Source organism: Cohnella sp. GCM10027633 (assembly GCF_042675445.1).
In the GTDB taxonomy this organism is placed as follows: Bacteria; Bacillota; Bacilli; order Paenibacillales; family Paenibacillaceae; genus Cohnella.
In genome coordinates this window covers 97,482-122,765 of record NZ_JBHTGV010000013.1, presented here as the reverse complement: position 1 = coordinate 122,765, position 25,284 = coordinate 97,482, and the positions used below count along the sequence as shown (strand labels likewise).

Annotated in this window: 23 protein-coding genes; 19 read left to right on the top strand and 4 right to left on the bottom strand. The window is 60.0% G+C overall.

The annotated features are described in order from the left end of the window. Positions 1-27: 27 nt before the first annotated feature. From ruvB to yajC, 5 genes are read left to right on the top strand one after another with little or no spacing between them, the layout of a single operon-like run. Complete coding sequence (ruvB, locus tag ACFQZG_RS22725) at positions 28-1,035, top strand: Holliday junction branch migration DNA helicase RuvB (RefSeq protein WP_378156721.1); 1,008 nt, start codon at positions 28-30, stop codon at positions 1,033-1,035. A 3-nt stretch (positions 1,036-1,038) separates the two neighbouring features. Then, the gene (locus tag ACFQZG_RS22720; RefSeq protein WP_378156719.1) at positions 1,039-3,153 is read left to right on the top strand and encodes a SpoIID/LytB domain-containing protein; all 2,115 of its coding nucleotides are present in this window, start codon (positions 1,039-1,041) and stop codon (positions 3,151-3,153) included. Positions 3,154-3,171: 18 nt separating this feature from the next. Next, complete coding sequence (gene queA, locus ACFQZG_RS22715; RefSeq protein WP_378156718.1) at positions 3,172-4,218, top strand: tRNA preQ1(34) S-adenosylmethionine ribosyltransferase-isomerase QueA; 1,047 nt, start codon at positions 3,172-3,174, stop codon at positions 4,216-4,218. 32 nt (positions 4,219-4,250) lie between these two features. Continuing rightward, positions 4,251-5,384, top strand: coding sequence for a tRNA guanosine(34) transglycosylase Tgt (gene tgt, locus ACFQZG_RS22710; protein WP_378156716.1), 1,134 nt, complete (start codon positions 4,251-4,253; stop codon positions 5,382-5,384). Between the two features lie 18 nt (positions 5,385-5,402). Then, positions 5,403-5,708, top strand: a complete 306-nt coding sequence (yajC, locus tag ACFQZG_RS22705; RefSeq protein WP_378156714.1) for a preprotein translocase subunit YajC — start codon at positions 5,403-5,405, stop codon at positions 5,706-5,708. A 124-nt stretch (positions 5,709-5,832) separates the two neighbouring features. Here the strand turns inward: yajC and ACFQZG_RS22700 are convergent, their stop codons facing one another. Both ACFQZG_RS22700 and ACFQZG_RS22695 read right to left on the bottom strand, forming a co-directional pair. Next, complete coding sequence (locus ACFQZG_RS22700) at positions 5,833-6,690, bottom strand: phosphatase PAP2 family protein (protein ID WP_378156712.1); 858 nt, start codon at positions 6,688-6,690, stop codon at positions 5,833-5,835. A 94-nt stretch (positions 6,691-6,784) separates the two neighbouring features. Beyond that, positions 6,785-7,180 (bottom strand): TIGR04086 family membrane protein, encoded by a 396-nt coding sequence (locus ACFQZG_RS22695; protein ID WP_378156710.1) that lies wholly within the window; start codon positions 7,178-7,180, stop codon positions 6,785-6,787. Positions 7,181-7,379: 199 nt separating this feature from the next. Here ACFQZG_RS22695 and ACFQZG_RS22690 point away from each other — a divergent pair, with 199 nt between their 5' ends. After that, complete coding sequence (locus ACFQZG_RS22690) at positions 7,380-8,117, top strand: DUF421 domain-containing protein (RefSeq protein WP_378156708.1); 738 nt, start codon at positions 7,380-7,382, stop codon at positions 8,115-8,117. A gap of 3 nt (positions 8,118-8,120) precedes the next feature. On the opposite strand, the gene spoVB is transcribed toward ACFQZG_RS22690, so the two are convergent. After that, positions 8,121-9,704 (bottom strand): stage V sporulation protein B, encoded by a 1,584-nt coding sequence (gene spoVB / locus ACFQZG_RS22685; RefSeq protein ID WP_378156812.1) that lies wholly within the window; start codon positions 9,702-9,704, stop codon positions 8,121-8,123. Between the two features lie 218 nt (positions 9,705-9,922). Between spoVB and ACFQZG_RS22680 the strand changes: the two genes are divergently transcribed. The 9 genes from ACFQZG_RS22680 (at position 9,923) to ACFQZG_RS22640 (ending at position 19,758) form a co-directional block, all read left to right on the top strand. Further along, positions 9,923-10,144, top strand: a complete 222-nt coding sequence (locus ACFQZG_RS22680) for a post-transcriptional regulator (RefSeq protein WP_378156810.1) — start codon at positions 9,923-9,925, stop codon at positions 10,142-10,144. Positions 10,145-10,256: 112 nt separating this feature from the next. Next, positions 10,257-11,531: a protein translocase subunit SecD gene (gene secD, locus ACFQZG_RS22675; RefSeq protein ID WP_378156706.1), complete on the top strand. Its 1,275-nt coding sequence runs from the start codon at positions 10,257-10,259 to the stop codon at positions 11,529-11,531. Next, positions 11,521-12,441: a protein translocase subunit SecF gene (gene secF / locus ACFQZG_RS22670; RefSeq protein WP_378156704.1), complete on the top strand. Its 921-nt coding sequence runs from the start codon at positions 11,521-11,523 to the stop codon at positions 12,439-12,441. Before secD ends, secF begins: the two co-directional genes overlap by 11 nt. A 32-nt stretch (positions 12,442-12,473) precedes the next feature. Continuing rightward, positions 12,474-13,415, top strand: a complete 942-nt coding sequence (locus ACFQZG_RS22665; RefSeq protein WP_378156702.1) for a cation diffusion facilitator family transporter — start codon at positions 12,474-12,476, stop codon at positions 13,413-13,415. 95 nt (positions 13,416-13,510) lie between these two features. Continuing rightward, on the top strand, positions 13,511-15,946 hold the full coding sequence (recJ, locus tag ACFQZG_RS22660) for a single-stranded-DNA-specific exonuclease RecJ (protein ID WP_378156700.1): 2,436 nt from the start codon (positions 13,511-13,513) through the stop codon (positions 15,944-15,946). A gap of 99 nt (positions 15,947-16,045) precedes the next feature. Beyond that, positions 16,046-16,558 carry an adenine phosphoribosyltransferase gene (locus tag ACFQZG_RS22655; RefSeq protein ID WP_378156698.1) on the top strand — a complete coding sequence of 171 codons (513 nt, stop codon included), beginning with the start codon at positions 16,046-16,048 and terminating at the stop codon, positions 16,556-16,558. Positions 16,559-16,841: 283 nt separating this feature from the next. Beyond that, complete coding sequence (locus tag ACFQZG_RS22650; protein WP_378156696.1) at positions 16,842-19,037, top strand: RelA/SpoT family protein; 2,196 nt, start codon at positions 16,842-16,844, stop codon at positions 19,035-19,037. Between the two features lie 32 nt (positions 19,038-19,069). Continuing rightward, the gene (dtd, locus tag ACFQZG_RS22645) at positions 19,070-19,513 is read left to right on the top strand and encodes a D-aminoacyl-tRNA deacylase (protein ID WP_378156694.1); all 444 of its coding nucleotides are present in this window, start codon (positions 19,070-19,072) and stop codon (positions 19,511-19,513) included. Positions 19,514-19,575: 62 nt separating this feature from the next. Then, positions 19,576-19,758 carry a hypothetical protein gene (locus ACFQZG_RS22640; RefSeq protein WP_378156692.1) on the top strand — a complete coding sequence of 61 codons (183 nt, stop codon included), beginning with the start codon at positions 19,576-19,578 and terminating at the stop codon, positions 19,756-19,758. 254 nt (positions 19,759-20,012) lie between these two features. On the opposite strand, the gene ACFQZG_RS22635 is transcribed toward ACFQZG_RS22640, so the two are convergent. Beyond that, a complete protein-coding gene (locus ACFQZG_RS22635; protein WP_378156691.1) occupies positions 20,013-20,306 on the bottom strand; it encodes an RNA polymerase alpha subunit C-terminal domain-containing protein in 294 nt (97 codons plus the stop codon). A 674-nt stretch (positions 20,307-20,980) separates the two neighbouring features. Here ACFQZG_RS22635 and hisS point away from each other — a divergent pair. The 4 genes from hisS to ACFQZG_RS22615 all read left to right on the top strand — a co-directional run bounded on the left by hisS (position 20,981) and on the right by ACFQZG_RS22615 (position 25,189). Continuing rightward, positions 20,981-22,258: a histidine--tRNA ligase gene (gene hisS, locus ACFQZG_RS22630; RefSeq protein WP_378156689.1), complete on the top strand. Its 1,278-nt coding sequence runs from the start codon at positions 20,981-20,983 to the stop codon at positions 22,256-22,258. 3 nt (positions 22,259-22,261) lie between these two features. Beyond that, positions 22,262-24,097 carry an aspartate--tRNA ligase gene (gene aspS, locus ACFQZG_RS22625; RefSeq protein WP_378156687.1) on the top strand — a complete coding sequence of 612 codons (1,836 nt, stop codon included), beginning with the start codon at positions 22,262-22,264 and terminating at the stop codon, positions 24,095-24,097. A 21-nt stretch (positions 24,098-24,118) separates the two neighbouring features. Next, entirely contained in the window at positions 24,119-24,859 is a 741-nt protein-coding gene (locus ACFQZG_RS22620) for a tRNA threonylcarbamoyladenosine dehydratase (RefSeq protein WP_378156685.1), read from the top strand. Between the two features lie 84 nt (positions 24,860-24,943). Further along, a complete protein-coding gene (locus tag ACFQZG_RS22615; RefSeq protein ID WP_378156683.1) occupies positions 24,944-25,189 on the top strand; it encodes a hypothetical protein in 246 nt (81 codons plus the stop codon). Positions 25,190-25,284 lie beyond the last annotated feature (95 nt).

Below are 25,284 nucleotides of genomic sequence, written 5' to 3'. Positions count from 1 at the left end.
TTATAAGCGGGAGAGGAGGCCGGAAGGATGGAAGACCGCATCGTCACCGCGCATTTGATGATGGAAGACCAGGCGGTGGAGTACAGCCTGCGTCCGCGTTACTTGGCGGAATATATCGGCCAAGCGCAAGTGAAGGACAATCTGAAGATTTACATAGAAGCGGCCAAGATGCGCCGCGAACCGCTCGACCATGTACTGCTATACGGGCCGCCGGGGCTGGGGAAGACGACGTTGTCGAACATTATCGCCAACGAGCTTGGAGTCAACATCCGCACGACGAGCGGACCCGCGATCGAGCGGCCGGGAGACCTGGCCGCGATCTTGACGAACTTGCAGGAGAACGACGTTCTGTTCATCGACGAGATTCATCGGTTGCACCGTACCGTCGAGGAAGTGCTCTATCCCGCAATGGAAGACTTCGCGCTCGATTTCATTATCGGCAAAGGCCCTAGCGCGAGGTCGGTCAGGCTCGACTTGCCGAAGTTCACGCTGATCGGCGCAACGACGCGAGCGGGCCTCTTGTCCGCGCCGCTGCGCGACCGGTTCGGCGTCGTCAGCCGCCTCGAGTTCTACACGGAGGACGAGCTGTCGTACATCGTGACGCGCACGTCGGAGATTTTCGGCGTCGGCATAATCGGGGAAGCGTCCCGCGAGATCGCGCGCAGGTCGAGAGGCACGCCGCGCATCGCGAACCGCCTGCTGAAGCGGGTTCGGGACCATGCGCAGGTAAGGGGAGACGGCATCATTACGGAAACGGTCGCCCACGACGCCTTGGTGCGCATCCAAGTCGATCCGATGGGGCTCGACAGCATCGACCATAAAATGTTGCGGGCGATGATATTGAATTACGCCGGCCGTCCGGTCGGCCTCGACACGATAGCGGCTTCGATCGGGGAAGAGAGCCAGACGATCGAGGACGTATACGAGCCTTATCTCATGCAGATCGGCTTCCTTCAACGAACGCCGCGAGGAAGAATCGTAACCGCCGCAGGCTATAAGCACCTCGGGCTCCCTATGCCGGAAAGAGAGGCTTAGAAGATGACAAGCATTCGACATCAACGATCTTACTCTCGGTTGGCCTTGCTCGTTATACTAGTCGCGGCCGTATTGTCCGCATCGTCAAGAATCGTCGCCGATGCGGCCGTGAACGTCCCGCCGACGATCCGGGTAGCGCTGTTCATCAATACGGGAAGCAGCGCATCGACGTCGCTGACGTCCGTCGCGACGCTACAGTCCGCGGGCGGATTGACCGTCTCGTGGAAGGACCCCGCTTACAGCGCGGTTATCGGCAGCGCGGCGCCTAGGCAGGCGGTAAGGTTCGGCATGGACGGCTACCGCGCGCTCGTGCTGGAGACGACCGAGCAGGGAGCGGCGATGACGGTATTGAAGAACATTCAGACGCAGTCTTCGGCCGCGTTCGTGACGCAGCTGAACAAGTCGGGCAAGGTCGTCTATCAAGTGTCGGAGGGCGCATACGCGACCGCGGCGCAGGCGGCGGCCTCGCTGACCAAATGGTCGAACGCGGCTGCGTCCGTCGGGGTGCAGACGTTGCTCAGCCCGCGCATCGCCGGACCATGGGCAGTCGAAGCCGGCACGTATGCCACCGTCGAAGAAGCATCGGCGGCGGCAAGCGTCATCGGCGCCGCCGGACTGGATACGTTCGTCGCGGCGAAGCCGTTGTCCGGCGCGATGACGTACACGGTCCGCGTCGGCCAAGAGAAGGACGCGTCGACGCTGCCGGCGCTGCAGCAAGCGGCGCTTGCGGCGGGGGCCGCTACGGCGACGATTCCGACAGCCGGAGATGCTTACGCGTTGCTGCGCAACGATGTGACCGTGAACGCTCCCGCCACGATGTACGCCATACCGGCGGCTTCCGGCGTCGTGCTTCGCGCGGATCCCGCCGGCGCGGATACGATCCAACTGACCGAACGGTCGAAGCGGACGTATCGCGGCAGCATGGAGATGAGCGTGTACAACAACTCGCTTGCCGTCGTGAACGACGTGAACCTGGAGCATTACTTGTATTCCGTGGTGGCCGCCGAAGTCGGATCGGGCTGGCCGGCCGAAGCGCAGAAGGCGCAGGCCGTCGCGGCGAGATCGTACGCGCTCGCGGGCGGCATGTCGTTCAAGATCGCGAACGTCGTCGACACGACGGTCAGCCAAGCGTATTACGGCGCGGGAGAGGGCAAGGAGAACCCGAACTCGACCGCCGGCGTCGACGCGACGAAGGGCGAGGTGCTCGTGAACGCATCGGGACGTATCGTCAGCGCGCTGTTCGCATCGAACGCCGGAGGCATTACCGCGGATTCGACCGAAGCGTGGGGCAACGTCGATCCGACTTACGCAAGCGCCGCGGTCAGCCCGGACGATGGACCGAACGCCGGCAAGAAGCCATGGATCAAGGTCGCGACGGGAACCGGCATCGTCGGCTACGTGCGCGAGGATTTGCTGGCCGATACCGGCCTTAAGAACGCGGTCGGATTGCCGCAGTTGCAATCGACCGCGTCGGGGACGATCGTCCGCTCGAAGCCGACGACGGCCGGCGAAGAGCTCGGCAGGCTGGCTGTCGGCGACGCGGTCGTGCCGCTGGACAAGGTGCCCGAGATGACGACGGCGTACAGCTGGATCGCGGGACCGTTCTCGCCGGATCAGATGCGAGCGTCGCTCGCGAAGTACGACAAGAGCATTACGGGTCCGATCTACACGCTCGAAGTGTCCGCTAGAGGTCCTTCCGGGCGCGCGACGGAGCTGCAGGCGAACGGCGTCCGCGTCGCTCTCGCTTACCCGGATAACATCCGGAGCGCGCTAGGCGGCGTCAATAGCACGCTGATCACGATCGAGGAAACGGGCAGGATGTCGATCGTAGACGGTCAAGGCAGCACGAGAGAACTGCCGAGACAATTCGGTTCGTTAGCCATCGCCGGCGGGGACGGACAAGTCCGGACGGCGAGCGAAGGCAATCTGTTCATCATGGACGGAAGCGGCAAGCTGCGAGCGGCGTCCGCGACTCCGCAGTTCGTTATCTCCGGCAAAGGCTGGGGACACGGCATCGGCATGTCGCAATGGGGAGCCAGAGGGTTCGCCGAGCAAGGGTATGACTACCAATACATCCTGCAATACTACTATAAGAACGTCACGATCTATAAAGGTTGACTAAAAGGTGCGAACGAGATGAACGTCAGCGATTACGACTTTGAATTACCGGAATCATTAATAGCTCAAACGCCGCTTGCGGATCGGACCTCCTCCAGGCTGCTCGTCCTTCATAAGGACGACGGCCGGACGGAGCACGGTACGTTCACCGATCTCGCGAAGCAATTGAACCCCGGGGACACGCTCGTGTTGAACGACACGAGAGTGCTCCCCGCGCGTCTGTTCGGCACGAAAGCCGAGACCGGCGCGAAGGTGGAGCTGCTGCTGTTGAAGCAAATCGAGGGAGACCGATGGGAAGCGTTGGCCCGTCCGGGCAAAAGGATCACGAAGGGCGCGCGATTGCTATTCGGACAAGACGAAGCGGGCGAACCGCTGCTGTCCGCCGTCGTGGAGGAAGAAGGAGAAATGGGCGCGCGGCTCGTCAGGTTCTCGTACGAGGGCATCTTCAACGAGCTGCTCGACCGTCTCGGACAGATGCCGTTGCCTCCTTATATTAAAGAAACGTTGGAAGACCGCGAGCGGTACCAGACCGTGTACGCGAAGCACGAAGGTTCGGCCGCCGCCCCGACGGCGGGGCTTCACTTCACGGATTCGTTCCTTGGGGAGCTGCGGGCGATGGGCGTGAAGGTATGCCCGATCACGCTGCACGTCGGACTCGGAACTTTCCGTCCGGTGTCCGCGGAGACGATCGAAGAGCACGAGATGCACGCGGAATGGTATTCGGTCAGCGAGGAGAGCGCCGCGATGCTGCGGGAAGCGAAGGCAAGCGGCGGACGAATCGTGGCGGTCGGGACGACGTCCGCGCGAACGCTCGAGACGATCGGCAACCGCTTCGAAGGAAGCGCGGTCCAAGCATGCGAAGGGTGGACGGATATTTTCATCTATCCCGGTTATCGGTTCCGCATGGTAGATGCGCTATTGACGAACTTCCATCTGCCGAAGTCGACGCTCGTCATGCTCGTCAGCGCGCTCGCGGGACGCGAAGCGACGCTGTCCGCATACCGGGAAGCCGTCGAACGGCAATACCGGTTCTTCAGCTTCGGAGACGCGATGTTCATCACTTAGGCAGCGCTTAAGCAGAGAGGAAATGCACACAGATGGCGATTAGATACGAATTCATCAAAGCATGCAAGCAGACCGGAGCGAGGTTGGGCCGGGTGCATACGCCGCACGGCGTCATCGATACGCCGACTTTCATGCCGGTGGGCACGCAAGCGACGGTCAAAGGGATGAGCCCCGAGGAATTGAAGGACTTGGGCGCGCAGATCATCCTAAGCAACACGTACCACCTATTCCTCCGTCCCGGCCATGAGCTCGTCGAGCAGGCCGGCGGCTTGCATAAGTTCATGAACTGGGACCGCCCGATCTTGACGGACAGCGGCGGGTTCCAAGTGTTCTCTCTGAGCGAAATGCGCAAGATTACGGAGGAAGGCGTGCAGTTCCGATCCCATATTAACGGGGATAAGCTGTCGCTAACGCCGGAGAGCGCGACGCACGTCCAGAACGCGCTCGGTTCGGACATTATGATGGCGTTCGACGAATGTCCGCCTTATCCGGCGGAGTACGAATACGTGAAGAAGTCGACCGAGAGGACGAGCAGATGGGCGGAACGTTGTCAGCAGGCTCATCGCCGTCCGCACGATCAAGCGCTGTTCGCCATCGTGCAAGGAGGCATGCACGCCGATTTGCGCAAGCAGAGCGCGCGGGATTTGACTTCCCTTGATTTTCCGGGGTATGCTATGGGTGGACTGAGCGTAGGCGAGCCTAAGCACTTGATGTACGAGATGCTGGAGGAGACGGTACCGCTGCTCCCGAGTGACAAGCCCCGTTACTTGATGGGGGTCGGTTCTCCGGACGCGCTCGTCGAAGGCAGCATCCGCGGCGTCGATATGTTCGATTGCGTGCTGCCGACGCGGATCGCCCGCAACGGCACGCTCATGACTAGTCAAGGTCGGCTCGTCGTGCGCAACGCGAAGTTCGCCAACGACTTCGGTCCGCTAGATCCGGAATGCGATTGCTACGCTTGCCGCCATTACTCCCGCGCTTATATCCGGCATCTCATCAAAGCGGACGAGATGTTCGGCCTCCGTCTCACGACCGTACATAACCTGCATTTTCTGGTTAAGCTCATGGAGAACGTGCGTCAGGCGATTCGGGAAGACCGGCTTCGCGACTTCCGCGATCAATTTTTCGATGCTTACGGCATGGCCGGTAACGAAAGCGGATTCTAGAGAAGGGGGGGACTGCAAATGTGGTTAGCCGAAGGCGATGGAGGTAGCAACCTGCTCGTGACGTTGCTGCCGTTCATTCTTATGTTCGCTATCTTTTATTTCCTGCTGATTCGTCCACAACAGAAGAAGCAGCGCACGCGCGGCGCGATGCTTAACAATCTGAAGAAGGGCGATAAAGTCGTGACGATCGGCGGCATGCACGGCACGATCTCGGAAATTACCGACGACACGATCGTGCTCAAGGTGAACGACGTAACGAAACTGACGTTCGACCGTTCTTCCATTAATAACGTGACCGCTCGCTCGGAGACGAAGGAAGACTAATCGGTAGTTGGACGAAGATAGAACGGTTCCATGCGAATCGTTCTATTTTTATGCGTCAAAAAAGGGTTGTTCCCGCGAGACATCGAACGATGCCGCAGGAACAACCCTTTTGCACAACTTCATCTTAAGATTCAAGCGAGCGAGCCTTGAGCTTCGCCCGAATGCGCAGCGGATAGCTGACGTCGCCGAGAGAGCTGTCCGCCCACTCTCCGACCTTCATTCCGACGGTGGCCGCGAAGGACGCGAGCACGAGGCCGGCAAGCATATCGGTGAACCAGTGGATGCCGAGATAGAAAATCGTGAAAATAATGATCGCCGCGTGAATCCAAGTGAAGACGGCCCATCTTCGGATGCCGGAGCGGCTCGCGATCAACGCCATCGTAACCGAGATCGACGTATGTAAGCTCGGGAAGCAATTGTTCAGACCGGATAACGCCCGGTAATGCGATTCGAAGGCGGGGAACGCGTCGAGCATCAGAAACTTCATCTCCGGAAGCGCGTACCATACTTCGTTCACCGGCACGAACAAGTAGAACGGAACCGCGATGAAGTAATTCAGCAATAACGCGACGCAAAAAGCGTAATACATCTTCCTCATGTTATAGAACGTGTAGATGCCGACGGAAGCGATCATGACGGACTGGAAGACGACGAGATAGAACGTCGCGCTAATGCCGGTAAGCAGGTCCGAATGGAACGTCTGCTGCACCCATAGCATCCAATTGCCTTCCCATCCGGTCAACGCCGGCGTTAAGTCGTAAGGAACTTTCAGCCAATGCTCCAGCCGGAGCTCGTTCTTGTTCAGAACGAGAATGGCGAACATCGCGACCAAGAACAACAAGTAATTGCGGGACATCGCCAGCGATTTGAGGAACAACCATACGGTAATTAAAGGCTGCCGTCCGGTGCCGAACGTCAATAGGATGGCAACGACGACGATCGAATAGATCGTCAGCGACGACATGCTCTCGAACAAAATCATGGGATGCCCTCCGAGTAGCCGATAGTCGAAATACCGAACTATTATAGCACAAAACGTTCGGGATTATCGAATCGTCGGGAACTCGGGAGCGCGCTTACTTGCCTTGGCGCGTATTGACGCCGAGCATGCCACCGAACGCCCCCGAGAGGGCGGCGACGAGCAATAACGACGGTACCGCGGCCGTCCAGTTCGCGTCCGTCGCGAGGAAGCTGATCATCAGGACGAGCAGCGTGTACAGAACCCCGTTCGCGAGACCGAAGTACCAACCTTTGCGTCCCGCTCTCCTGGCGGACGCGAAGCCGCCGGCGAACGAAGAGAAGCCGTGCGCGCCGAACACCCAGGGCAGCAAGTTCGCCTCGTCGAAGGACGAGCCCGTCAGCAGAATGGAGAGGACGACCGCACCGATCGCGAGCCATATGCCGGACCAATACAGCCCGGAGGCGACCGGAGACGCGATCCGGAAGCCCAATGCGCCTGTAATGGATTTCACATCGATCACTCCTTGGATACCTATTTATAACAGCTTATGGCGCGTCCAGCCGGGCTAGTACCACCTTGTTAGGGACGGCCTGATTGCCAATAATTCCGTGCGTTGCAATCGAATGAGCCTACTGCCATAAGGCGACACTACAACGGCAAGCTTCGTCCGGCGTAAATTGACGGTTATCGTGGGAGAAGGAGGAAGTCGCATGGAATTAACGGCCATTTTGCTCAGGACGTCGTTCATGTACATTTTCATCTTCGTCATCATGAGAATGATGGGAAAGCGCGAGATCGGTAAGCTGTCCGTATTCGACCTCGTCATCTCGATCATGATCGCGGAGATCGCGGTCATCGTCATCGAGTCCACGGAGAAGCCGCTTCTAACCGCCATATCGCCGATCTTGTTCTTATCGCTCATCCAGATCGGCATCGCTTACCTCACGCTTAAGAACAATCGGCTCCGGCTATGGGTGGACGGCAAGCCGAGCGTCATCGTGCGTCACGGCCGGCTGAACCGCAGGGAGATGCGCAAGCAGCGGTACAATCTGGACGATCTCATGGTTCAGCTTCGCGAGAACGGCGTGGTCGACGTCGGCGAAGTGGAGCTCGCGGTGCTGGAATCGACCGGCAAGCTGTCCGTGATCACGAAGGATCGGGACGGTTCCGCCGGAGGAGCCGGAGCCAAGGAGTCGACCGCGAGAAGCGGGGGCATCGAAGCGGACCCGAGCGTCGCCTCGTTCCCGAAAGTCCGCTACGAGCTGCTGCCGCTGGCGCTCATCTTGGACGGACAAGTTCAAGACGATACGTTGGAGGGCATGGGCAAAACCAGGTTCTGGCTCAAAAAAGAACTGCATGGCTACGGGATCGACAGCTTCAAAGACGTGTTCTTCTGCAGCATCGACCATCGCGGCAAGCTGTACGTGGACAAGAAGTCGAGACTATAGCCCTTAGCTCGGACGAATCGGGCGGAACAGACGGCCGATGACCGGGACGCGCGCGGCGTCGTGGCGGTCGATCAACTTAAGCGCGACGAGCAGCAGCAAGTAAACGATGACCGCGGCTATCGACGCCGCGATCATATCGACGGCGTCGATATTCGCCCAATGCCGGTTCCAGATCCATAGCGCGACCGCGCTCGTCACGATCATCGCGACGGTTACCTTCAGGAAATCGATCGGATGCATGCGGAATCCGGTTAACCTCGCGACGCTGATCCAATGCAGCAGCGTCACGAGCGCCATATTGACCGCGATCGCGATGACGGCTCCGTAGATGCCGAACTTCGGCTGCGTCGCGAGCTCCACGATCAGGATCAGCTTGACGGCCGCCCCCGCGAACGTGTTGAATAAGGCGGTTCCGGGTCGATTGAGCGCTTGAAGCGCAGCCTGCAACGGCGCCTGCATATAGAGGAAGACGGCGATCGGAGCCATCCAGCGCAGCATGCCCGCCATCGAACCGCTGCCGTAGAGAAGCTGGCATAACGGCTCCGCGAGCAAGCCCATCAGCACGATGAACGGTGCCCCCGTGACGACCGCGAGACGCATCGATTGGTGCAGCCGAACGTGGATCGTCGCCCAGTCCCCGCGGGAGGCGGCTTCGGACAAGGCGGGTACGAGCGAGACGGCCAGCGAATACGTGAGAGCGCCCGGCAACAGGAGCAACGGAATGACCATGCCTTGAAGCGCGCCGTATTGCGCGGTCGCGACCGCGGGAATGACGCCGGCGATGGCGAGGCTTCGGGCGGTCAGGATCGATTCGAGCAGGTAGGAGAGAGAACCGATGAGCTTGCTGCCGGTGACGGGGGCCGCCGTTGCCAGCAGCTTGCGCATATAGCCTCCTTGGTCGCGCGAGATCGGAGGAGCCGGTACGTCCTTGGTCGACAACTTCGGGTTGCGTTCGCGCAGCAACTGGAACCAGAGGACGAGTAGCCCCGCCAATTCGCCTGCGGCCATGCCGAGCACGGCTCCGGCCGCCGCCCATTCCAAGCCGTACGGAAACAGCATGCCGGCGATCAGAATCGACAGCACGATTCGGACGAGCGTCTCCGCCGTTTGCGATATCGCCGTCGGAATCATGTTCATCTTGCCTTGGAAGTAGCCGCGCCACACCGACGAGACGGCGACGAGCGGCAATATCGGCAGCATTGCGAGGAAGGCGTGATAGACGCGGCCGTCTGTCATGATAGATGAGGCGATCCATTCGGCCAGTCCGAGGCAGGCGGCAGCCGCGGTCAAACTGAGCGTGAGCGCGAGAGAGAAGGCGACGCGCACGATGCGGCGGATCGCCGTCTCGTCGCCGCGGGCTTCCGCTTCCGCGACCAGCTTGGCGACGGCAAGCGGGATGCCTCCCGCGATAAGCGTCAACAGGACGATCGTGAACGGATAGACGAGCTGGATCAAGCCGACGCCTTCCGCTCCGATCATGCGGGGGAACACGATGCGCGGCACGAACCCGAGCAACCGGTTCACTAAGCCCGCGGCGAGCAGAATCATCGCGCCTTGGATGAACGTCTGTTTGCGCAGAGACAACATCAATCCCTCATTCCGGGTCAAGTCCTTGCTTCATATGTATGCGAAGGTTGTCCTTCTTCATGCCGGCAGGCAGGAAAATCGAGCCGAGCGGAGAATGTTATATAGGGATGGAACTGCGAAGCAACTGGACGAGGAGGGCTAACGAGGTGAACGACGCCGATTCTAACCATCCGGTCAGCGAGACCGGGGAACCGCTTCAGGAAGCCGAATTGAACGAAATGATAGAGCGGCTTTGCGAAAGCAAGGCGGACGAGTTCCGTTTGATCGGGTACGATCAAGTGACCGGCGCCGACGTCTGGGAATGCGTAAGCGACAAGTACCACAAGCGGGGCACGCCTAGCATCCACCAGGTCGTGAACGACATTTTATCCCTTAAGGTGACGCAATTCATGAATTTCATTACGCTTAATATGTACCGCGGCGAGCTCCGCGGCCGATAATTCGACGATAACGGCCTTTCTCCGAACGCGGAGGAAGGCTTTCTTTTTGACTTCCTTTCCGGGGCGTAGGTATAATAGGAACATTGAGAATCGAAAGGGGCCGCAGGCACAGATGAACCGTTTAGTAACATTCGCGCTTATTGTTGTGGTAGCTTTCGCGGTAATGGGAGCGACGACTCCGGGGCTGCTCAACAACACGAAGCTCGGTCTCGACTTGAAAGGCGGCATCGAGATTCTGTACGAGGCGTCTCCGCTTACGGAAGGCGGAGAGGTAACGAAGGAATCGCTCGTGCAGACGGCCAAGAGCTTGGAGGAGCGCGCCAACGGGAGCGGCGTCGCCGAGCCGGAGATTACGACCGAAGGCAACAATCGCATTCGGGTCAAGATCGCGATCGATACCGGCAAGACGGAGAAGGAACGCGAAGAAGCGATCAACGCGATCCGCGATCTGATGCAGAAGCCTGCAGAACTGCAGTTCCGCAGCGCTTCGGACTGCGCAGACGGCAGCTATTGCAAAGTAGAATTCTATGGAAGCGACTTCAAATCCGGCGCCGCGCAAGTCGAGCCGGGCGATCTGAACCAGCCGGTCGTGCGCATCGAGGTCAAAGAGAAGGACAAGCTGACCGAAGTGTCCGAGCGTCTGATCGGCAAGGAACTGGCGATCTTCCTGAACGACGAGCTGATCTCGGCGCCCGTCGTACAAGGCGCGCTGACGCAAGGTACCGCGGTCATCACGGGGCAAGAGTCCCGCGCCGAGGCGCAAAACTTGGCGGACATTATCAACTTGGGCGCATTGCCGCTTAAGCTGACGGATAAATACACGCAAAGCGTGGGCGCGTCGCTCGGCAAAGAGTCGCTGCACGATACGCTGTTCGCGGGCGTACTCGCGTCCGTGTTGATCTTGATCTTCATGGTCGCGTTCTATCGCGTGCCGGGCGGCGTCGCGGCCATCTGTCTCATCACGTTCGTGTGGTTGTTGCTCGCCGTCTTCTGGATGATGAACGCGACGCTGACGCTTCCGGGCATCGCTGCGTTCGTACTCGGCATCGGCATCGCGGTCGACTCGAACATCATTACGGCGGAACGGATCAAGGACGAGCTGCGCAGCGGCAAGTCGATCGCGTCCTCGCTCCGCGCGGGGGCGAAGAACAGCTTCCGGACGATCATCGACGCGCACATCACGACGATTATCGCCGCGGGCGTCCTCTACTTCATGGGCGAAGGCATCGTCAAGAGCTTCGCGATCGTCCTCATGGCGAGCATCATCGCCAACATCGTGACGAACGTATTCCTGCCTAGGCTGTTGCTGGGGCTTCTCGTCAAGAGCGGCAAGTTCAACAAGCCGAGCTATTACTGCGTGAAGGAGAGTGAGATCCATGCACTCTAACAGAAAGTTCGACTTCGTACGCACCGCCAAGACGTTCATGCTGATCTCGTTGATCGTCACCGTGCTCGGCATCGTCGCGGTGAGCATCGCGGGTTTGAACTACGGCATCGACTTCAGCGCCGGCACTTCGATGGACATCTCCGGGAAGAAGCCGATCGAGGAAGCGAAGCTGGAGACATTCATCGGCGAGCACGATCTGGGCGAGCATTCCATGACGGTATCCACCTCGGATAACCGCGCATCCATTCGATTCAAGGACGCCTTGAGCCAAGAGCAAGAGAAAACCTTCAAGGCCGACTACTTCGCGCAATTCGATACCGACGCCTCGTTCGAGGTTAACGTCGTCGATCCGGAGATCGCGCAAGAGCAGCAGACGAGCGCGCTTATCGGCATGGCAATCGCGTGCGTCGGCATCGTATTGTACGTCAGCATACGCTTCGAATGGCGATTCGCGATCGCGGCGATCATCTCGCTCATCTATAACGCGTTCTTCGTTATTGCCGTGTTCTCGGTATTGCAACTCGAAGTGAACTTGCCGTTCATTCTGGCCGTTCTTACGATCATCGGTTACGCGATCAACGATACCGTCGTTATCTTCGACCGGATTCGCGAGAACTTGCGCTTCGCGAAGCTGAAGACGCCCGCGGATCTCGACGATCTCGTCAACAAGAGTATCTGGCAAACGTTGGCTCGTTCGATCAACACGGTCGTTACCGTCTTGATCGCGGCCGTCTGCTTGTTCATCTTCGGCAGCGAATCGATCAAGCTGTTCTCCTTGGCGATGATCGTCGGTCTTGCCAGCGGCGCGTACTCTTCGATCTTCATCGCCAGCCAAGTATGGCTGTACTTCAAGAAGAAGCAGCCGATCAAGAAGACGCCGGCGCCGGTTAAAGCGGCACCGAATCCGTAACAAGCGAATCGCATAGGTAAGGGGTGGCTCTGATGAGATCGGATCAACGCTCCGCGGCTTGCGAGCGCGGAGCCAAGGTTTCCCTGTGGGGGCTGCTCGGTTTGTTCATCGTGAAAGGCGCGGCGGGATGGCTGACGGGCAGCAAGGCGCTGATCGCGGACGCCTGTCAATCCGCCGCGGATTGCGCGAGCTCGGCGACGTCCTACTTGGGGCTTCGCAAAGGCAGGCTCTCTTCCGCGCGGCAAGCGTCTTCCCAGGCGCAGCCGGGACAGGCGATCACGATCGTCCTGTCCGCGGTGCTGCTCGTCGCCGGCCTTGAAGTCGGCATCTCGTCCGTGCGCGCGGTAGCGGAAGGCGTCGACGAAGCGCCCGGTTGGGGCGCCGTCGTCGTCATCGCCGCGAGCATCGGCGTTCGGGAAGGCATCGTCCGCTACAAGCGCAAGCGGGACAGCGAATGCGGAATTCGGGAAGACAGGACGGGCGACAATCGCTCCGACATCTTCGCTTCGATGACCGCGCTCGTCGGAACGTCCGGCGCGCTGGCGGGCAGCATGCTCGACATGCCGTTCCTGTACGTGCTGGATCCCGCGGCGGGTCTCGTCATCGCCGTATTCGTCCTTCGGATGGGTTACCGCATGTCGGCCGACCTTCTTCGCAAAAATTCGACGAGCACGATGGACGAGATCGACGCGCAGACGTTGCTAGAAGCGGTACAGCGCGTGGACGGCGTCGTCGCCGTGGAGGATTTGAGGGCGCGCGAGCAAGGGCATTACATCGTGCTCGAAGTGACCGTGCGCGTCAATCCGAGAATAACGGTGGCCGAAGGTCAAGAGATCGGCCATCGCGTTAGAAGGCATCTTACGAAGCGGTTCCAGCATATCATCGATGCGAACGTTAACATCCAGCCATACGATCCGGGTTATCCTTATAAGTCGAATCACCAGGAAGAGGAAATGTCGACGTTCCTGCAATAATCGTTCATTCGCAATACCGCCATTCATTCGCCGCCGGTCGTTCTCGGCGGCTTTATTATTTATCCGATATTATCGTGTCATGGGGGCATTATCCGTTGAAATTATCCAAGTATAGATGGACTTTGCCGGAGACGGACGATCGGCTCGAGGCGGAGCTGGCGGAGAAGCTCGGCGTCAGCCGCCTCGTCGCCGGCGTGCTCGTCGCCAGGGGGTGGACGTCCGCAGACGATACGGCCGCGTTCCTGAACGCCGGAGAAGAGCAGCTGCACGATCCGTTCGCGATGAAGGACATGAGAAAAGCGGCCGACCGTATTGCCCGGGCAATCGCGTCCGGAGAACGGATTCGCGTATACGGCGATTACGACGCGGACGGCGTGACGTCGACGGCGCTCATGACGCGATTGTTGACGCTGCTCGGAGCGAACTTCGACACGTATATTCCTCATCGCGGCAACGAAGGCTACGGCTTGAACTTGGGGGCGATCGACAAGGCGGCCGAAGCCGGCGTAACGTTGCTCGTGACGGTCGACAACGGCATTAGCGCGATCGATCAGATCGCGTACGCGGCGGAGAAGGGCATCGAGGTCGTCGTGACCGACCACCATGAACCTCCGGCGTCGGGCATCGTTCCCGCGGCGTACGCGCTCGTGAATCCGAAGCAGGAAGATTGCCATTATCCGTTCAAGGGGCTGTGCGGCGCCGGCGTCGTATTCAAGCTGGCCCACGCGATGACGGGGCGGCCGATGCTCGAGTACGCGGACCTGGCGGCGATCGGCACGATCGCCGATCTGATGCCGCTCGTCGGAGAGAACCGCGTCATCGCGCGTCTCGGTCTCGCGCAGCTGCGCCGAGACCCGGCTCCCGGCATTCGGGCGCTCGCGAAGGTGAGCGGCGCGAAGCCGGAGGAGCTGACGAGCGGGAAGATCGGATTCGGCCTCGCGCCGCGGCTGAACGCGGGAGGCCGGCTCGCTCATGCGAGCGGAGCGTTGCAGTTGCTCGTCGCGGCGGGAGAAGCGGAAGCCGAAGCGCTGGCGACCGAGCTGGACGAGCTGAACAAGGAACGGCAGGCGCTCGTCGAGACGACCGTGGCGGAAGCCGACGGGATGTGGAAGGCGATGGTCGCCGGCGGCGAAGGCCGGAACGTGATCGTACTCGCCGGCGAAGGCTGGAACCCGGGCATCGCCGGGCTCGTCGCTTCGAAGCTGGTGGAGCGATATTATCGTCCGGCTATCGTCTTGGCGGTCGATCCGATCACCGGCAAGTGCAAGGGCTCGGCACGGTCGATCGACGGATTCGACTTGTTCGAGGCGCTGTCCGAATGCGCGTCTCTGATGGACCATTTCGGCGGTCATACGGCGGCGGCGGGACTTACGATTTCCCGGGAAAACATCGCGCCGTTGTCGGAGCATCTGCATGAACTCGCCGGTCGATGGCTGACGGAGGAAGACTGGCAGCCGAAAAAGCGGGCGGACCTCGTCTGTACGTTAGCCCATGCGACGCTTGCGGCGGTCGAGCAACTGGCTCGACTCGAGCCGTTCGGAAACGCCAATCCGACGCCCCGCGTCGTGATGCACGGCCTGACCGTCCGGGACGTTCGCACGTTAGGCAAGGAGAACAATCACCTGAAGCTGACCGTGGAGCAGGACGGGCGTTCGCTCGAGGCGATCGCCTTCGGCATCGGGGCGGAACGGGAGAAGTTAACGCCGGGCATGCGAATCGATCTGCTCGGGGAGCTCTCGGTGAACGAGTGGAACGGCAGCCGCCGCGTGCAGCTCGTTTTCCAGGACTGGCGTACCGACGAGCTGAGGCTCGTGGACAAGCGCAAGGACAAGGACGCCTGGCGCGCCTTGGGGGCGCTGGCCGCCGAGGAAACAGCCGGAACGGCGGTGTTATGCGCGTCTGCTAGACACGTCCAAGAGGCGATCGATCGAATCGGGCATACGGGTATCCACGTGTCCGCGTACGCGGACGGGGGTCCGGGGCAACGACCGATCGAGCGGCAAGTCGCGGCGACTTCCGAACCGCGGGGAGGCGCCCGCGCCGACGGCAACGCATGGGAGAGATTGATTCTGTTCGGATTGCCCGATAACGAGCGGGACGCCGAGCGGTTGTCTGCATGGCTGTCTCCGGGTCGAGGCGTCGAGTGCGTCGTCGCGCTCGCGGACCCTAGGCAGGACGTTCATGTCGGACCTGCGGCAACGTTCCCGGACCGCTCCCAATTCGGCGAAGTATACGGACGGTTCAAGCGTCAAGGCTCATGGCTGGACGCGCCGGAAGGCTTCCTTCAGACGGTGGCGACGGAGACGGGGTGGCCGCTCGCGACGGTCCGAATGATGCAGGACGTATTCGCAGAGCTCGGCTTCATACAAGCCCAGGGCAGCACCCGGCAAGTCGTCGCCGCGCCTCCGCGCAACGAATTGGATAAGTCGGAGCGTTATGCCCGGGCGAAGCAAGCGGCCGAAGCGCAACGGCTGCGCCACATGTCCGCGGACGAGCTGAGAAGCTGGATGCACCGCTGGCATCTGGCATAGCCTGGCTCTAGCCAGAAGATCGCGCGAAAGTGTATAATGCTTAACGGATAGAGGAACGGCTACAAGAGGGCCGACCACGATTAAAGGAGCGCTATGACGTTGGACTTCAAAAATTACATTCGGGTCATCCCCGATTTCCCGCAGCCGGGCATCCGGTTCAAAGATATTACGACGCTGTTGAAAGACCCGGTCGCCTACCAGGCGGCGATCGACGAGCTGAAGGCGCTCGTGAAGCATCTGGATATCGACCTGATCGCAGGTCCGGAAGCACGCGGCTTCGTCATCGGCGCGCCGCTCGCCCTCGCGCTCGGCGTAGGCTTCGTGCCGATCCGCAAGAGCGGCAAGCTGCCGGGCGACACGGTGGAAGCCGCTTACGATCTCGAATACGGCAAAGACCGCCTGGCCGTCCATAGAGACGCGATTCAGCCCGGACAGAAGGTGCTGATCGCCGACGACCTGCTCGCGACCGGCGGCACGATCGCGACGACGATCAACTTGATCGACCAGCTCGGCGGAGAAGTCATCGGCGCGGCGTTCCTGATCGAGCTTGGCTATCTGGACGGGCGGGACAAGCTCGGCGATATCGAAGTCGTCTCTCTCGTTACGTATTAATAATCGCATAATCTCGGTCGAACAAGCCCGCCCCTATGCCGTTCCATCGGCACAGGGGCGGGCTTGTTCGCATCGTTCTCGGCACGTTTTGCGGGCGCGCTGTATAAGGTATTGCATCGCGAGTTTAGTCGGAGCAATCGGAGAAGGGCGTTGTCGAACGAAGGCGAAATCCAAGACTTTCGACGGAGGGCGTGGTTGACGTGTCCCGGCGATAAGAGGCATAATGGAAGGAATAACTTCAGGGACACTTCCGGCGCCGGGCGCCGGCGGAAAGGAACCAAGCATGGGCATGGAGCAACTGCTCGAGAAAGCGTCGACTTATATGAAAGAGCAGGATTTGCTCGGCGTGCGCGACGCGTATGAATACGCGGAGGAAGCGCACCGCGGCCAAATGCGCAAATCCGGCGAACCCTATATTCTGCACCCCGTCGCCGTCGCCGAAATCTGCATGGGCATGCAGATGGACGTCATTACGGTGATGGCGGCGCTGCTGCACGACGTCGTCGAGGATACGAACGTGACGGTCGACGACATCAAGGAACGGTTCGGCGATGCGATCGCGGGTCTCGTCGACGGCGTGACGAAGCTGGAGCGCATTCAGTTCCGTTCCAAGGAAGAACAGCAGAACGAGAACTACCGCAAGATGTTCGTGGCGATGGCCAACGACATTCGCGTCATTCTGATCAAGTTGGCGGACCGTCTGCACAATATGCGCACGCTCAAGTTCCAATCGGAAGAGAGCCAGCGCCGCATCGCCCACGAGACGCTTGAAATCTATTGCCCGATCGCCCACCGGCTCGGGATCAGCGCGATTAAGTGGGAGATGGAAGACATCGCGCTCCGGTTCCTGAACCCGCAGCAATATTACCGGATCGCGCACTTGATGAAGAAGAAGCGCACCGAACGGGAGCAATACATTACCGAATTGATCGACCGCATTCGCGAGAAGCTGGACGAGATGGGCATTCAAGGCGACATCTCGGGACGGCCGAAGCATATTTATAGCATTTTCCGCAAGATGTCGACCCGCAACAAGCAGTTCAACGAGATTTACGATCTGCTCGCCATTCGCATTCTCGTCGATAACGTGAAGGATTGCTATGCGACGCTCGGCATCATCCATACGCTATGGAAGCCGATGCCGGGACGCTTCAAGGACTATATCGCCATGCCGAAGGCGAACATGTACCAGTCGCTCCACACGACGATCGTCGGACCGACGGGCGAGCCGACCGAAGTGCAGATCCGAACGTGGGAGATGCACCGCACGAGCGAGATCGGGATCGCGGCCCACTGGGCTTACAAGGACGGCAATAGCGCCGGCGTCGCTCAAGGCAGCTTCGGGGAGAAAATGAACTGGTTCCGCGAAATCATCGAGCTGCAGCAGGAAACCCGGGACGCGGCGGAATTCATGGAATCGCTCAAGATGGACTTCTTCACCGATCTCGTCTTCGTCTTCACGCCGAAGGGCGAGGTGTTCGAGCTGCCGGCCGGTTCCGTGCCGCTCGACTTCGCGTTCCGCGTCCATACGGAAGTCGGCAACCGGACGATCGGGGCGAAGGTGAACGGAAGAATCGTGCCGCTCGACCATAAGCTGAAGACGGGCGATATCGTCGAGATTCTCACGTCCAAGCATTCCTACGGCCCGAGCCAGGATTGGCTCAAGATCGCGCAATCTTCCCATGCCCGGAGCAAGATCCGCCAATGGTTCAAGAAGGAGAAGCGCGAGGAGAGCGTCGAGAAGGGCCGGGATTCGCTCGAGCGCGAGCTGAAGCGGCAAGGACTCGATCCGACGGAGTGGCTGACGGAAGAGAAGCTGCAGGAGGCCGCGAAGAAGTTCACGTTCAACGACGTCGAGGACATGATGTCGGCGATCGGCTTCGGCGGCATTACGGCGGCGCAAATCTGCACGAAGCTGACCGAGAAGCTGCGCAAGGAAGCCGAGGAAGCGAAGCAGATCCAGCTGACGACGGAAGTACAGGAGATGAAGGCTCCCGCCGCGCAGCAATCGGAGCGGCGCCGTCCGTCGAACGGCGTCAGCGTGAAGGGCGTCGACAACTTGCTCGTCCGCTTCGCACGTTGCTGCAATCCGGTGCCGGGCGATGATATTATCGGCTATATTACGAGAGGCCGCGGCGTGTCCGTCCACCGGACGGACTGCCCGAATATCGAGGCGGCGGAAGAGGGCGAAGAGGCGGCTCGCGTCATCGAAGTGCAGTGGGAGGACGCGGTCGAATCGAACTACAGCGTCGAGATCGAGATTCTCGGCCATGACCGCAGAGGCCTGTTGAACGAGGTGCTGCTCGCGGTGTCGGAGAGCAAGACGAACATCGCCGCCGTATCGGGACGTTCGGACAAGAACAAGATGGCGATCATGCATATGACCATACTCATCCGGAACAAGGATCACCTCGCCGCGGTCGTGGAGAAGATCAAGCGGGTCAAAGATATTTTCTCGGTGCAACGGATGATGCAATAATAGCGACGGGGTAGCAGGATGGAGGCAGGCAATTGAAAGTCGTAGCGCAACGGGTATCCGAAGCCAGCGTCACGGTCTCGGGAGAACTCGTAGGGAAGATCGGCAAGGGACTCCTGCTGCTCGTCGGCGTCGGACACGAGGACGGGGAGCAGGATGTCGCCTGGATGGCGGACAAGCTGACGGGACTGCGAATCTTCGAGGACGACGACGGGAAAATGAATCTATCGGTAGCGGATATCGGAGGATCGATCCTGTCGGTGTCGCAGTTCACGTTGTACGGCGATTGCCGGAAGGGCAAGCGTCCGAACTTCATGGCCGCCGCCCGGCCGGAGCAAGCGGAGGCGCTCTACGAGCAGTTCAACGCGCGGCTTCGGGAGAAGGGGCTCGTCGTGGAGACAGGCAAGTTCGGCGCGATGATGGACGTCGCGCTCGTGAACGACGGACCGGTGACGCTCATCGTCGATAGCAAGGACTGACGGTTGAAAGCTTCGCGATCGGGCGATACTACATGTCGACATCTCTATCGGGAGCTGAGGGCATGCGGCAATCGCGCAAGGAAGCGAAGCTGGAATGGTTCGTGCGGGAAGGCTTGATGCCGGAACGCAGGGAAGCGATGGCGTTCGGGGCGGCGAACGAGGAGTTCGGCAGCGAGCTCGGTTCGTCCGGATCGCCCGCGGGGGCGGCGCACGGCAGGAAGCATCCGCCGGGCGGAAGAGGGTAAGAAGGGAAAGCCTTCGCGGCAATTGTGCCGCGAAGGCTTTTTTTGTTATGGCGTAGTTCGGCGATGTATTCGCTTTATCAACTATATTTTTCATGAAACCGGTCAATTCGGAATATATAGACTAAAAATCGAGTTTATTCGAAGTACGATTGGTGATTCGAAGGAATAGATGCGAAAAAACGAATATATGTTCGTTAAACCGGCTATTTAAGGGAGATGTACCCGAAGTTTCGAATTCGTTGACACCGAGCCGCTTAGCTCTTGAACGCCAAACCAGCCTCCTGCAACGACGCGCGAAGCTTCGGCATCGACCCCGGCCCCATACCGTGGAGCTTCAGGATTTCTTTCTCGCTATAAGCGGACAGCTGCTGCAGCGTCACGATGCCGTGATGCTCCAACGCCCGTCTGGCCGGCGCGGAGAGCAACGCGAGAAATCCCTCATCGGGCTTCCGTTCCTGCTCGCACGCCGGGCAGGTCGGGCAATCGCTGCTCTTGTAGTAGCGATGGCCATTGGGACACGTTCTTAGCTCTTTCTCCGTGGTAGCCATGCGTAGACGACGTCCTTTCCGATCTTGGATTCTTTATGGGTATATTCATTTTCTCAAACCGGATGAATAGGGTCAATACGCGCCGATCGTTCGTTTTTGTAACACAACTGTAATGTTCTGTTCACCTGCGCTTAAAGTTCATCGATTACTCTATAGACGACCCCCTTTTTTCAATATAGTTCATTTTGAACCTGTCGAGTTTCGGCAGGTTATTTTCTTTGTGCGGGGCCGAGGCGGATGTCGCCTTGACAGGCAACCCGCAACCGTCTACAATTAGTTTCAATTATGAAACTGCCTCAAATTCGATGACAGGGAAGAGTAGTCCGGACCCAGGTCCCCAGAGAGGAAAGACTTTCCGCGCGTAACTTTCGCGGATTGGCTGCGAGCTTTCCGGCAATGAACGGACGAAAGACACCTTCGAGAACCCGATGCGAACGGCTTGCCCGCTTACGCGAGCGACAATGGCCTAGTAGCGTTATGGCGTAACCGGGCGTTAACCGGATGAAGCGCAAGCCGAACATTGCTCGTTCCGCATGAAGGACGAGGCGTCGCGGCTTGAATGGCGGGTGGCACCGCGGGAGCATGCATTTACGGCTCTCGTCCCCGACGATCCGAGGATCGTCGAGGGGCGGGGGTCTTTTTTGATTGTTCGCAAGAGAGAAGGAGTGAGGGGCATGGGATACCAGAAGCCGACGGGCACGCAGGATATATTGCCGGGCAAATCCGCCATGTGGCAGTACGTGGAGAATAAAGCGAGAGATCTCGGCCGGAGATACCGCTACAACGAAATTCGCACTCCGATCTTCGAGTCGACCGAGCTGTTCCACCGCGGCGTCGGCGAGACGACGGACATCGTCGAGAAGGAAATGTACACGTTCGAGGACAAAGGCCAGCGCAGCATGACGCTGCGTCCGGAAGGAACGGCGGGCACCGTCCGCGCCTACGTGGAGAACAAGCTGTACGGCGAGCCGGACATCTCGAAGCTGTACTATATCGGACCGATGTTCCGTTACGAGCGCGCGCAGGCGGGCAGATACCGCCAGTTCCACCAGTTCGGCATCGAGGCGATCGGTTCCACGGACCCGGCGCTCGACGCGGAAGTGATCGCGCTCGGTTACGCCTTCTATACGGAGCTTGGCCTCACGGGCGTGACGGTCGATCTCAACTCCGTCGGCACTCCGGCCGTGCGCGCGGCGTTCCGCGAGCAACTGCTCGCGTTCCTGCTTCCGTTGAAGGACAGCCTGTGCAAGGATTGCCAATCGCGCATGGAGCGCAATCCGCTGCGCGTGCTCGACTGCAAAGTCGATCAAGCGAAGTTCGAAGGAGCGCCGTCGATCCTGGACAGCTTGGACGAGGAATGCGAATCGCACTTCGCGCGGGTTCGGTCGATTCTGGACGAGATGGAGATTCCGTACAACATCAATCCCCGCCTCGTTCGCGGACTCGACTATTACACGCACACGGCCTTCGAGTACAAGGCACAGGGCATCGGCGCGATCGATACGATCGGCGGAGGCGGGCGTTATAACGGCCTCGTGGAGCAGATCGGCGGGGAAGACCGCCCGGGCGTAGGCCTCGGCCTTGGCTTGGAGCGTACCGTGCTGCTGCTAGAGAGCCAAGGCGTGAAGCCGGACTTCGGAGACGAGATCGAAGTCTACCTCGTCGCGCTCGGCGAACGCGCCGAACAAGCGACGCCGGGCATTCTGCACCGTCTGCGCAGCGCGGGAATCGCCGCGGAGCGCGATTACATGGGGCGCAAGACGAAGGCCCAGTTCAAGGCGGCGGACCGCCAAGGGGCTAAGTTCGCGGCCGTTCTCGGCGACGACGAGCTGGATCGCGGCGAGATCGCCTTGAAGCACATGGCAACGGGAGAACAACGGGCGATACCGCTGAGCGGGCTGTCCGATGCGATACACACATTCATTCCTGCAGAGGAAAAGGGGACGAACTAACCGATGATGCTCAAAAATATCGATTGCGGTAAACTGACGAAGGCCAACGTGGGCCAGAACGTCGTATTGAACGGGTGGGTGCAAGGCTGGCGCGACTTCGGGGGCATTCTGTTCATCGACCTGCGCGACCGCACGGGCATCGTGCAAGTCGTATTCAATCCGGCGTTCTCGGGGCAAGCGCTCGAGCTCGGCAGCCGCGCGCGCAACGAATACGTGCTCGCCGTGAAAGGCGTCGTCGTCGATCGCGATCCCGAGACGTTCAACGCGAGCCTCGAGACAGGCGAGATCGAAGTGCAAGTGCACGAAGTCGAGATCATCAACGCGGCGAAGACGCCTCCGTTCCCGATCGAGGACGGCGTCGAAGTGGACGAATCGCTTCGCCTGAAATACCGGTACCTCGACCTTCGTCGTCCGGAAATGCAGAAGACGCTGCTGCTCCGTTCGAAATCGACGAAGGTGTTCCGCGATTACCTCGACGACAACGGCTTCATCGACGTGGAGACGCCGATTCTGACGAAGAGCACGCCGGAAGGCGCGCGCGACTATCTGGTGCCGAGCCGCGTCCATCCGGGCGAGTTTTTCGCGCTTCCGCAATCGCCGCAAATTTTCAAGCAGTTGCTTATGGTCGGCGGCATCGAGCGCTACTATCAAGTCGCCCGCTGCTTCCGCGACGAAGACCTTCGCGCGGACCGTCAACCGGAGTTCACCCAGGTGGACATCGAGACGTCGTTCCTGTCGCAGGATCAACTGCTCGGCATGATGGAGAGCCTCATGGTCAAGCTGTTCCGCGAGACGGTCGGCGTCGAGATTCCTACGCCGTTCCAACGTCTGACGTATCATGACGCGATTCATAAGTACGGCTCCGACAAGCCGGATCTCCGCTTCGGCCTCGAGATCGAAGACGTCACCGACATCGTGAAGGGCAGCGAAGTGAAAGTATTCGCTTCCGTAGCCGCTTCCGGCGGCGTCGTCAAGGCGCTGAACGCCAAAGGCTGCGCGAGCTGGAGCCGCAAGGAGCTCGACGACCTGCAGCCGTTCGCGGCGCGTTACGGAGGCAAGGGCATCGCCTGGATCACGGTCAAGGACGGCGAATGGCGCGGTCCGATCGTCAAGTTCTTCAAGCCGGAAGAGATCGCCGCTCTGACCGAGCGCCTGAACGTCGAGGAAGGCGACTTGCTGACGTTCTCCGCCGACAAGCTGAAGACGGCCGCGGACGTCATGGGCAACCTGCGCCAGAAGGTCGGCCGCGAGCTCGGCTTGATCGACAATAAGGCTTACAAGTTCCTGTGGGTCGTCGACTTCCCGTTGCTCGGCTGGGACGAGGAAGGCAAGCGTTGGGTCGCGGAGCACCATCCGTTCACTCGCCCTCACGACGAAGATCTCGCGTTGTTCGACACCGATCCGGGAGCGATCCGCGCGCAAGCGTACGATATCGTCCTGAACGGCTACGAAGTCGGCGGCGGCTCGATGCGGATATATCGCCGCGACGTGCAGGAGAAGATGTTCTCCGCGCTCGGCTTCTCGATGGAGGAAGCGAAGGAGAAGTTCGGCTTCTTCCTCGACGCCTTCGATTACGGCACGCCTCCGCACGGCGGCATCGCGTTCGGCCTCGATCGTCTGGTCATGCTGCTCGCCGGCCGTACGAACTTGCGCGAGACGATCGCGTTCCCGAAGACGGCGAGCGCGACCGACTTGCTGTGCGACGCTCCGTCCGCGGTAACCGATCGCCAGTTGGACGATCTGCACGTCCGCTTGTCCGCGAAGGCGATCGCGGCACAGACGAAAGCCGCGGCTCCCGCCGCCGAGGCGGAAGCTTCGGCCGTGCCTAGCCAAGGCTAAGCGAAGGAGCGATCGAATCCGATGCTGCATCAATTTTCTCGGACTGAGCTCGCGATCGGACCTGAAGGTCTTGCCAAGCTGAAGGGCAGCACCGTCGCCGTGCTAGGCATCGGCGGCGTCGGCGGCATCGCCGCGGAAGCGATCGCGCGTTCCGGAGTCGGCAGAATCATTCTGATCGACAAGGACGTCGTCGACATTACGAACATCAACCGGCAGATCCACGCGCTGACGACGACCGTCGGCCAGCCGAAGGCCGATCTGATGAGAGACCGGATCAAGCTGATCAACCCGGAGTGCGACGCGATCGCGCTGCGGATGTTCTACACGGAAGAGACGTACGAGGAGCTGTTCAAGTATCCGCTCGACTACGTCGTCGACGCGTCCGATACGATCTCGTACAAGATCCATCTGATCAAGCAATGCCTCGAGCGCGGCATTCCGATCATCTCGAGCATGGGCGCCGCGAACAAGATGGACCCGACTAGGTTCCAGGTCGCGGACATCTCCAAGACGTCGATGGACCCGATCGCGAAGGTCATTCGCAAGAAGCTGCGGCAGGAAGGCATTAAGCGGGGCGTCAAAGTCGTTTTCTCGACCGAGATTCCGATGAAGCCTCGCGAAGACGTAACGCAGCGGATCGTGCCGGACAACGCGCCGGAAATTCGCAAGGCGCAGCAGCCGCCGTCCAGCAACGCGTTCGTGCCGCCGGTCGCCGGATTGATCATGGTCAGCGTCGTCGTCAAGGATCTCGTGGATAAATAACCAGATGAACTGTGCGTATGTCCCTATCGGTCCCGACGGTCGCTTCATAGACTGAAGCATCATCGACGAGGAGGCTGTTGCACAGTGGGTACGTACAGGCATAAGCATCGCCAATGCTCCTGTCAGAAGAAGCGTAGCGCCCCTAAGCGCGGACGAACGAGCCCGACGACCGGCGCCGGCAATGCCGTGGCGGAAGAGACGCAGTACGAGGACCATCTTCACCGCACCGGCAACTTGAACTTGGCGGGAACCGTCGGATTCTGGGGACCGCTGTGGGGAGACGATTGTCCGCCGGGCGGACGCTCCGGAGGCTCCGGCAGTTGGTTATGAACCGCATAGGCGCATAGAAGCAAGCCCCCGCAGTGGGGCTTGCTTCTATTTTTTGGCGGAACGACGCATCCTCAATGGTTAAACGCCGTTTCCGC

Coding starts and splice junctions, on each gene's coding strand:
- ruvB (WP_378156721.1), top strand. CDS start 28: ATGGAAGACCGCATCGTCACCGCGCATTTGATGATGGAAGACCAGGCG.
- ACFQZG_RS22720 (WP_378156719.1), top strand. CDS start 1,039: ATGACAAGCATTCGACATCAACGATCTTACTCTCGGTTGGCCTTGCTC.
- queA (WP_378156718.1), top strand. CDS start 3,172: ATGAACGTCAGCGATTACGACTTTGAATTACCGGAATCATTAATAGCT.
- tgt (WP_378156716.1), top strand. CDS start 4,251: ATGGCGATTAGATACGAATTCATCAAAGCATGCAAGCAGACCGGAGCG.
- yajC (WP_378156714.1), top strand. CDS start 5,403: ATGTGGTTAGCCGAAGGCGATGGAGGTAGCAACCTGCTCGTGACGTTG.
- ACFQZG_RS22700 (WP_378156712.1), bottom strand. CDS start 6,690: ATGATTTTGTTCGAGAGCATGTCGTCGCTGACGATCTATTCGATCGTC.
- ACFQZG_RS22690 (WP_378156708.1), top strand. CDS start 7,380: ATGGAATTAACGGCCATTTTGCTCAGGACGTCGTTCATGTACATTTTC.
- spoVB (WP_378156812.1), bottom strand. CDS start 9,704: ATGTTGTCTCTGCGCAAACAGACGTTCATCCAAGGCGCGATGATTCTG.
- ACFQZG_RS22680 (WP_378156810.1), top strand. CDS start 9,923: ATGATAGAGCGGCTTTGCGAAAGCAAGGCGGACGAGTTCCGTTTGATC.
- secD (WP_378156706.1), top strand. CDS start 10,257: ATGAACCGTTTAGTAACATTCGCGCTTATTGTTGTGGTAGCTTTCGCG.
- secF (WP_378156704.1), top strand. CDS start 11,521: ATGCACTCTAACAGAAAGTTCGACTTCGTACGCACCGCCAAGACGTTC.
- ACFQZG_RS22665 (WP_378156702.1), top strand. CDS start 12,474: ATGAGATCGGATCAACGCTCCGCGGCTTGCGAGCGCGGAGCCAAGGTT.
- ACFQZG_RS22650 (WP_378156696.1), top strand. CDS start 16,842: ATGGGCATGGAGCAACTGCTCGAGAAAGCGTCGACTTATATGAAAGAG.
- ACFQZG_RS22640 (WP_378156692.1), top strand. CDS start 19,576: ATGCGGCAATCGCGCAAGGAAGCGAAGCTGGAATGGTTCGTGCGGGAA.
- ACFQZG_RS22635 (WP_378156691.1), bottom strand. CDS start 20,306: ATGGCTACCACGGAGAAAGAGCTAAGAACGTGTCCCAATGGCCATCGC.
- hisS (WP_378156689.1), top strand. CDS start 20,981: ATGGGATACCAGAAGCCGACGGGCACGCAGGATATATTGCCGGGCAAA.
- aspS (WP_378156687.1), top strand. CDS start 22,262: ATGATGCTCAAAAATATCGATTGCGGTAAACTGACGAAGGCCAACGTG.
- ACFQZG_RS22620 (WP_378156685.1), top strand. CDS start 24,119: ATGCTGCATCAATTTTCTCGGACTGAGCTCGCGATCGGACCTGAAGGT.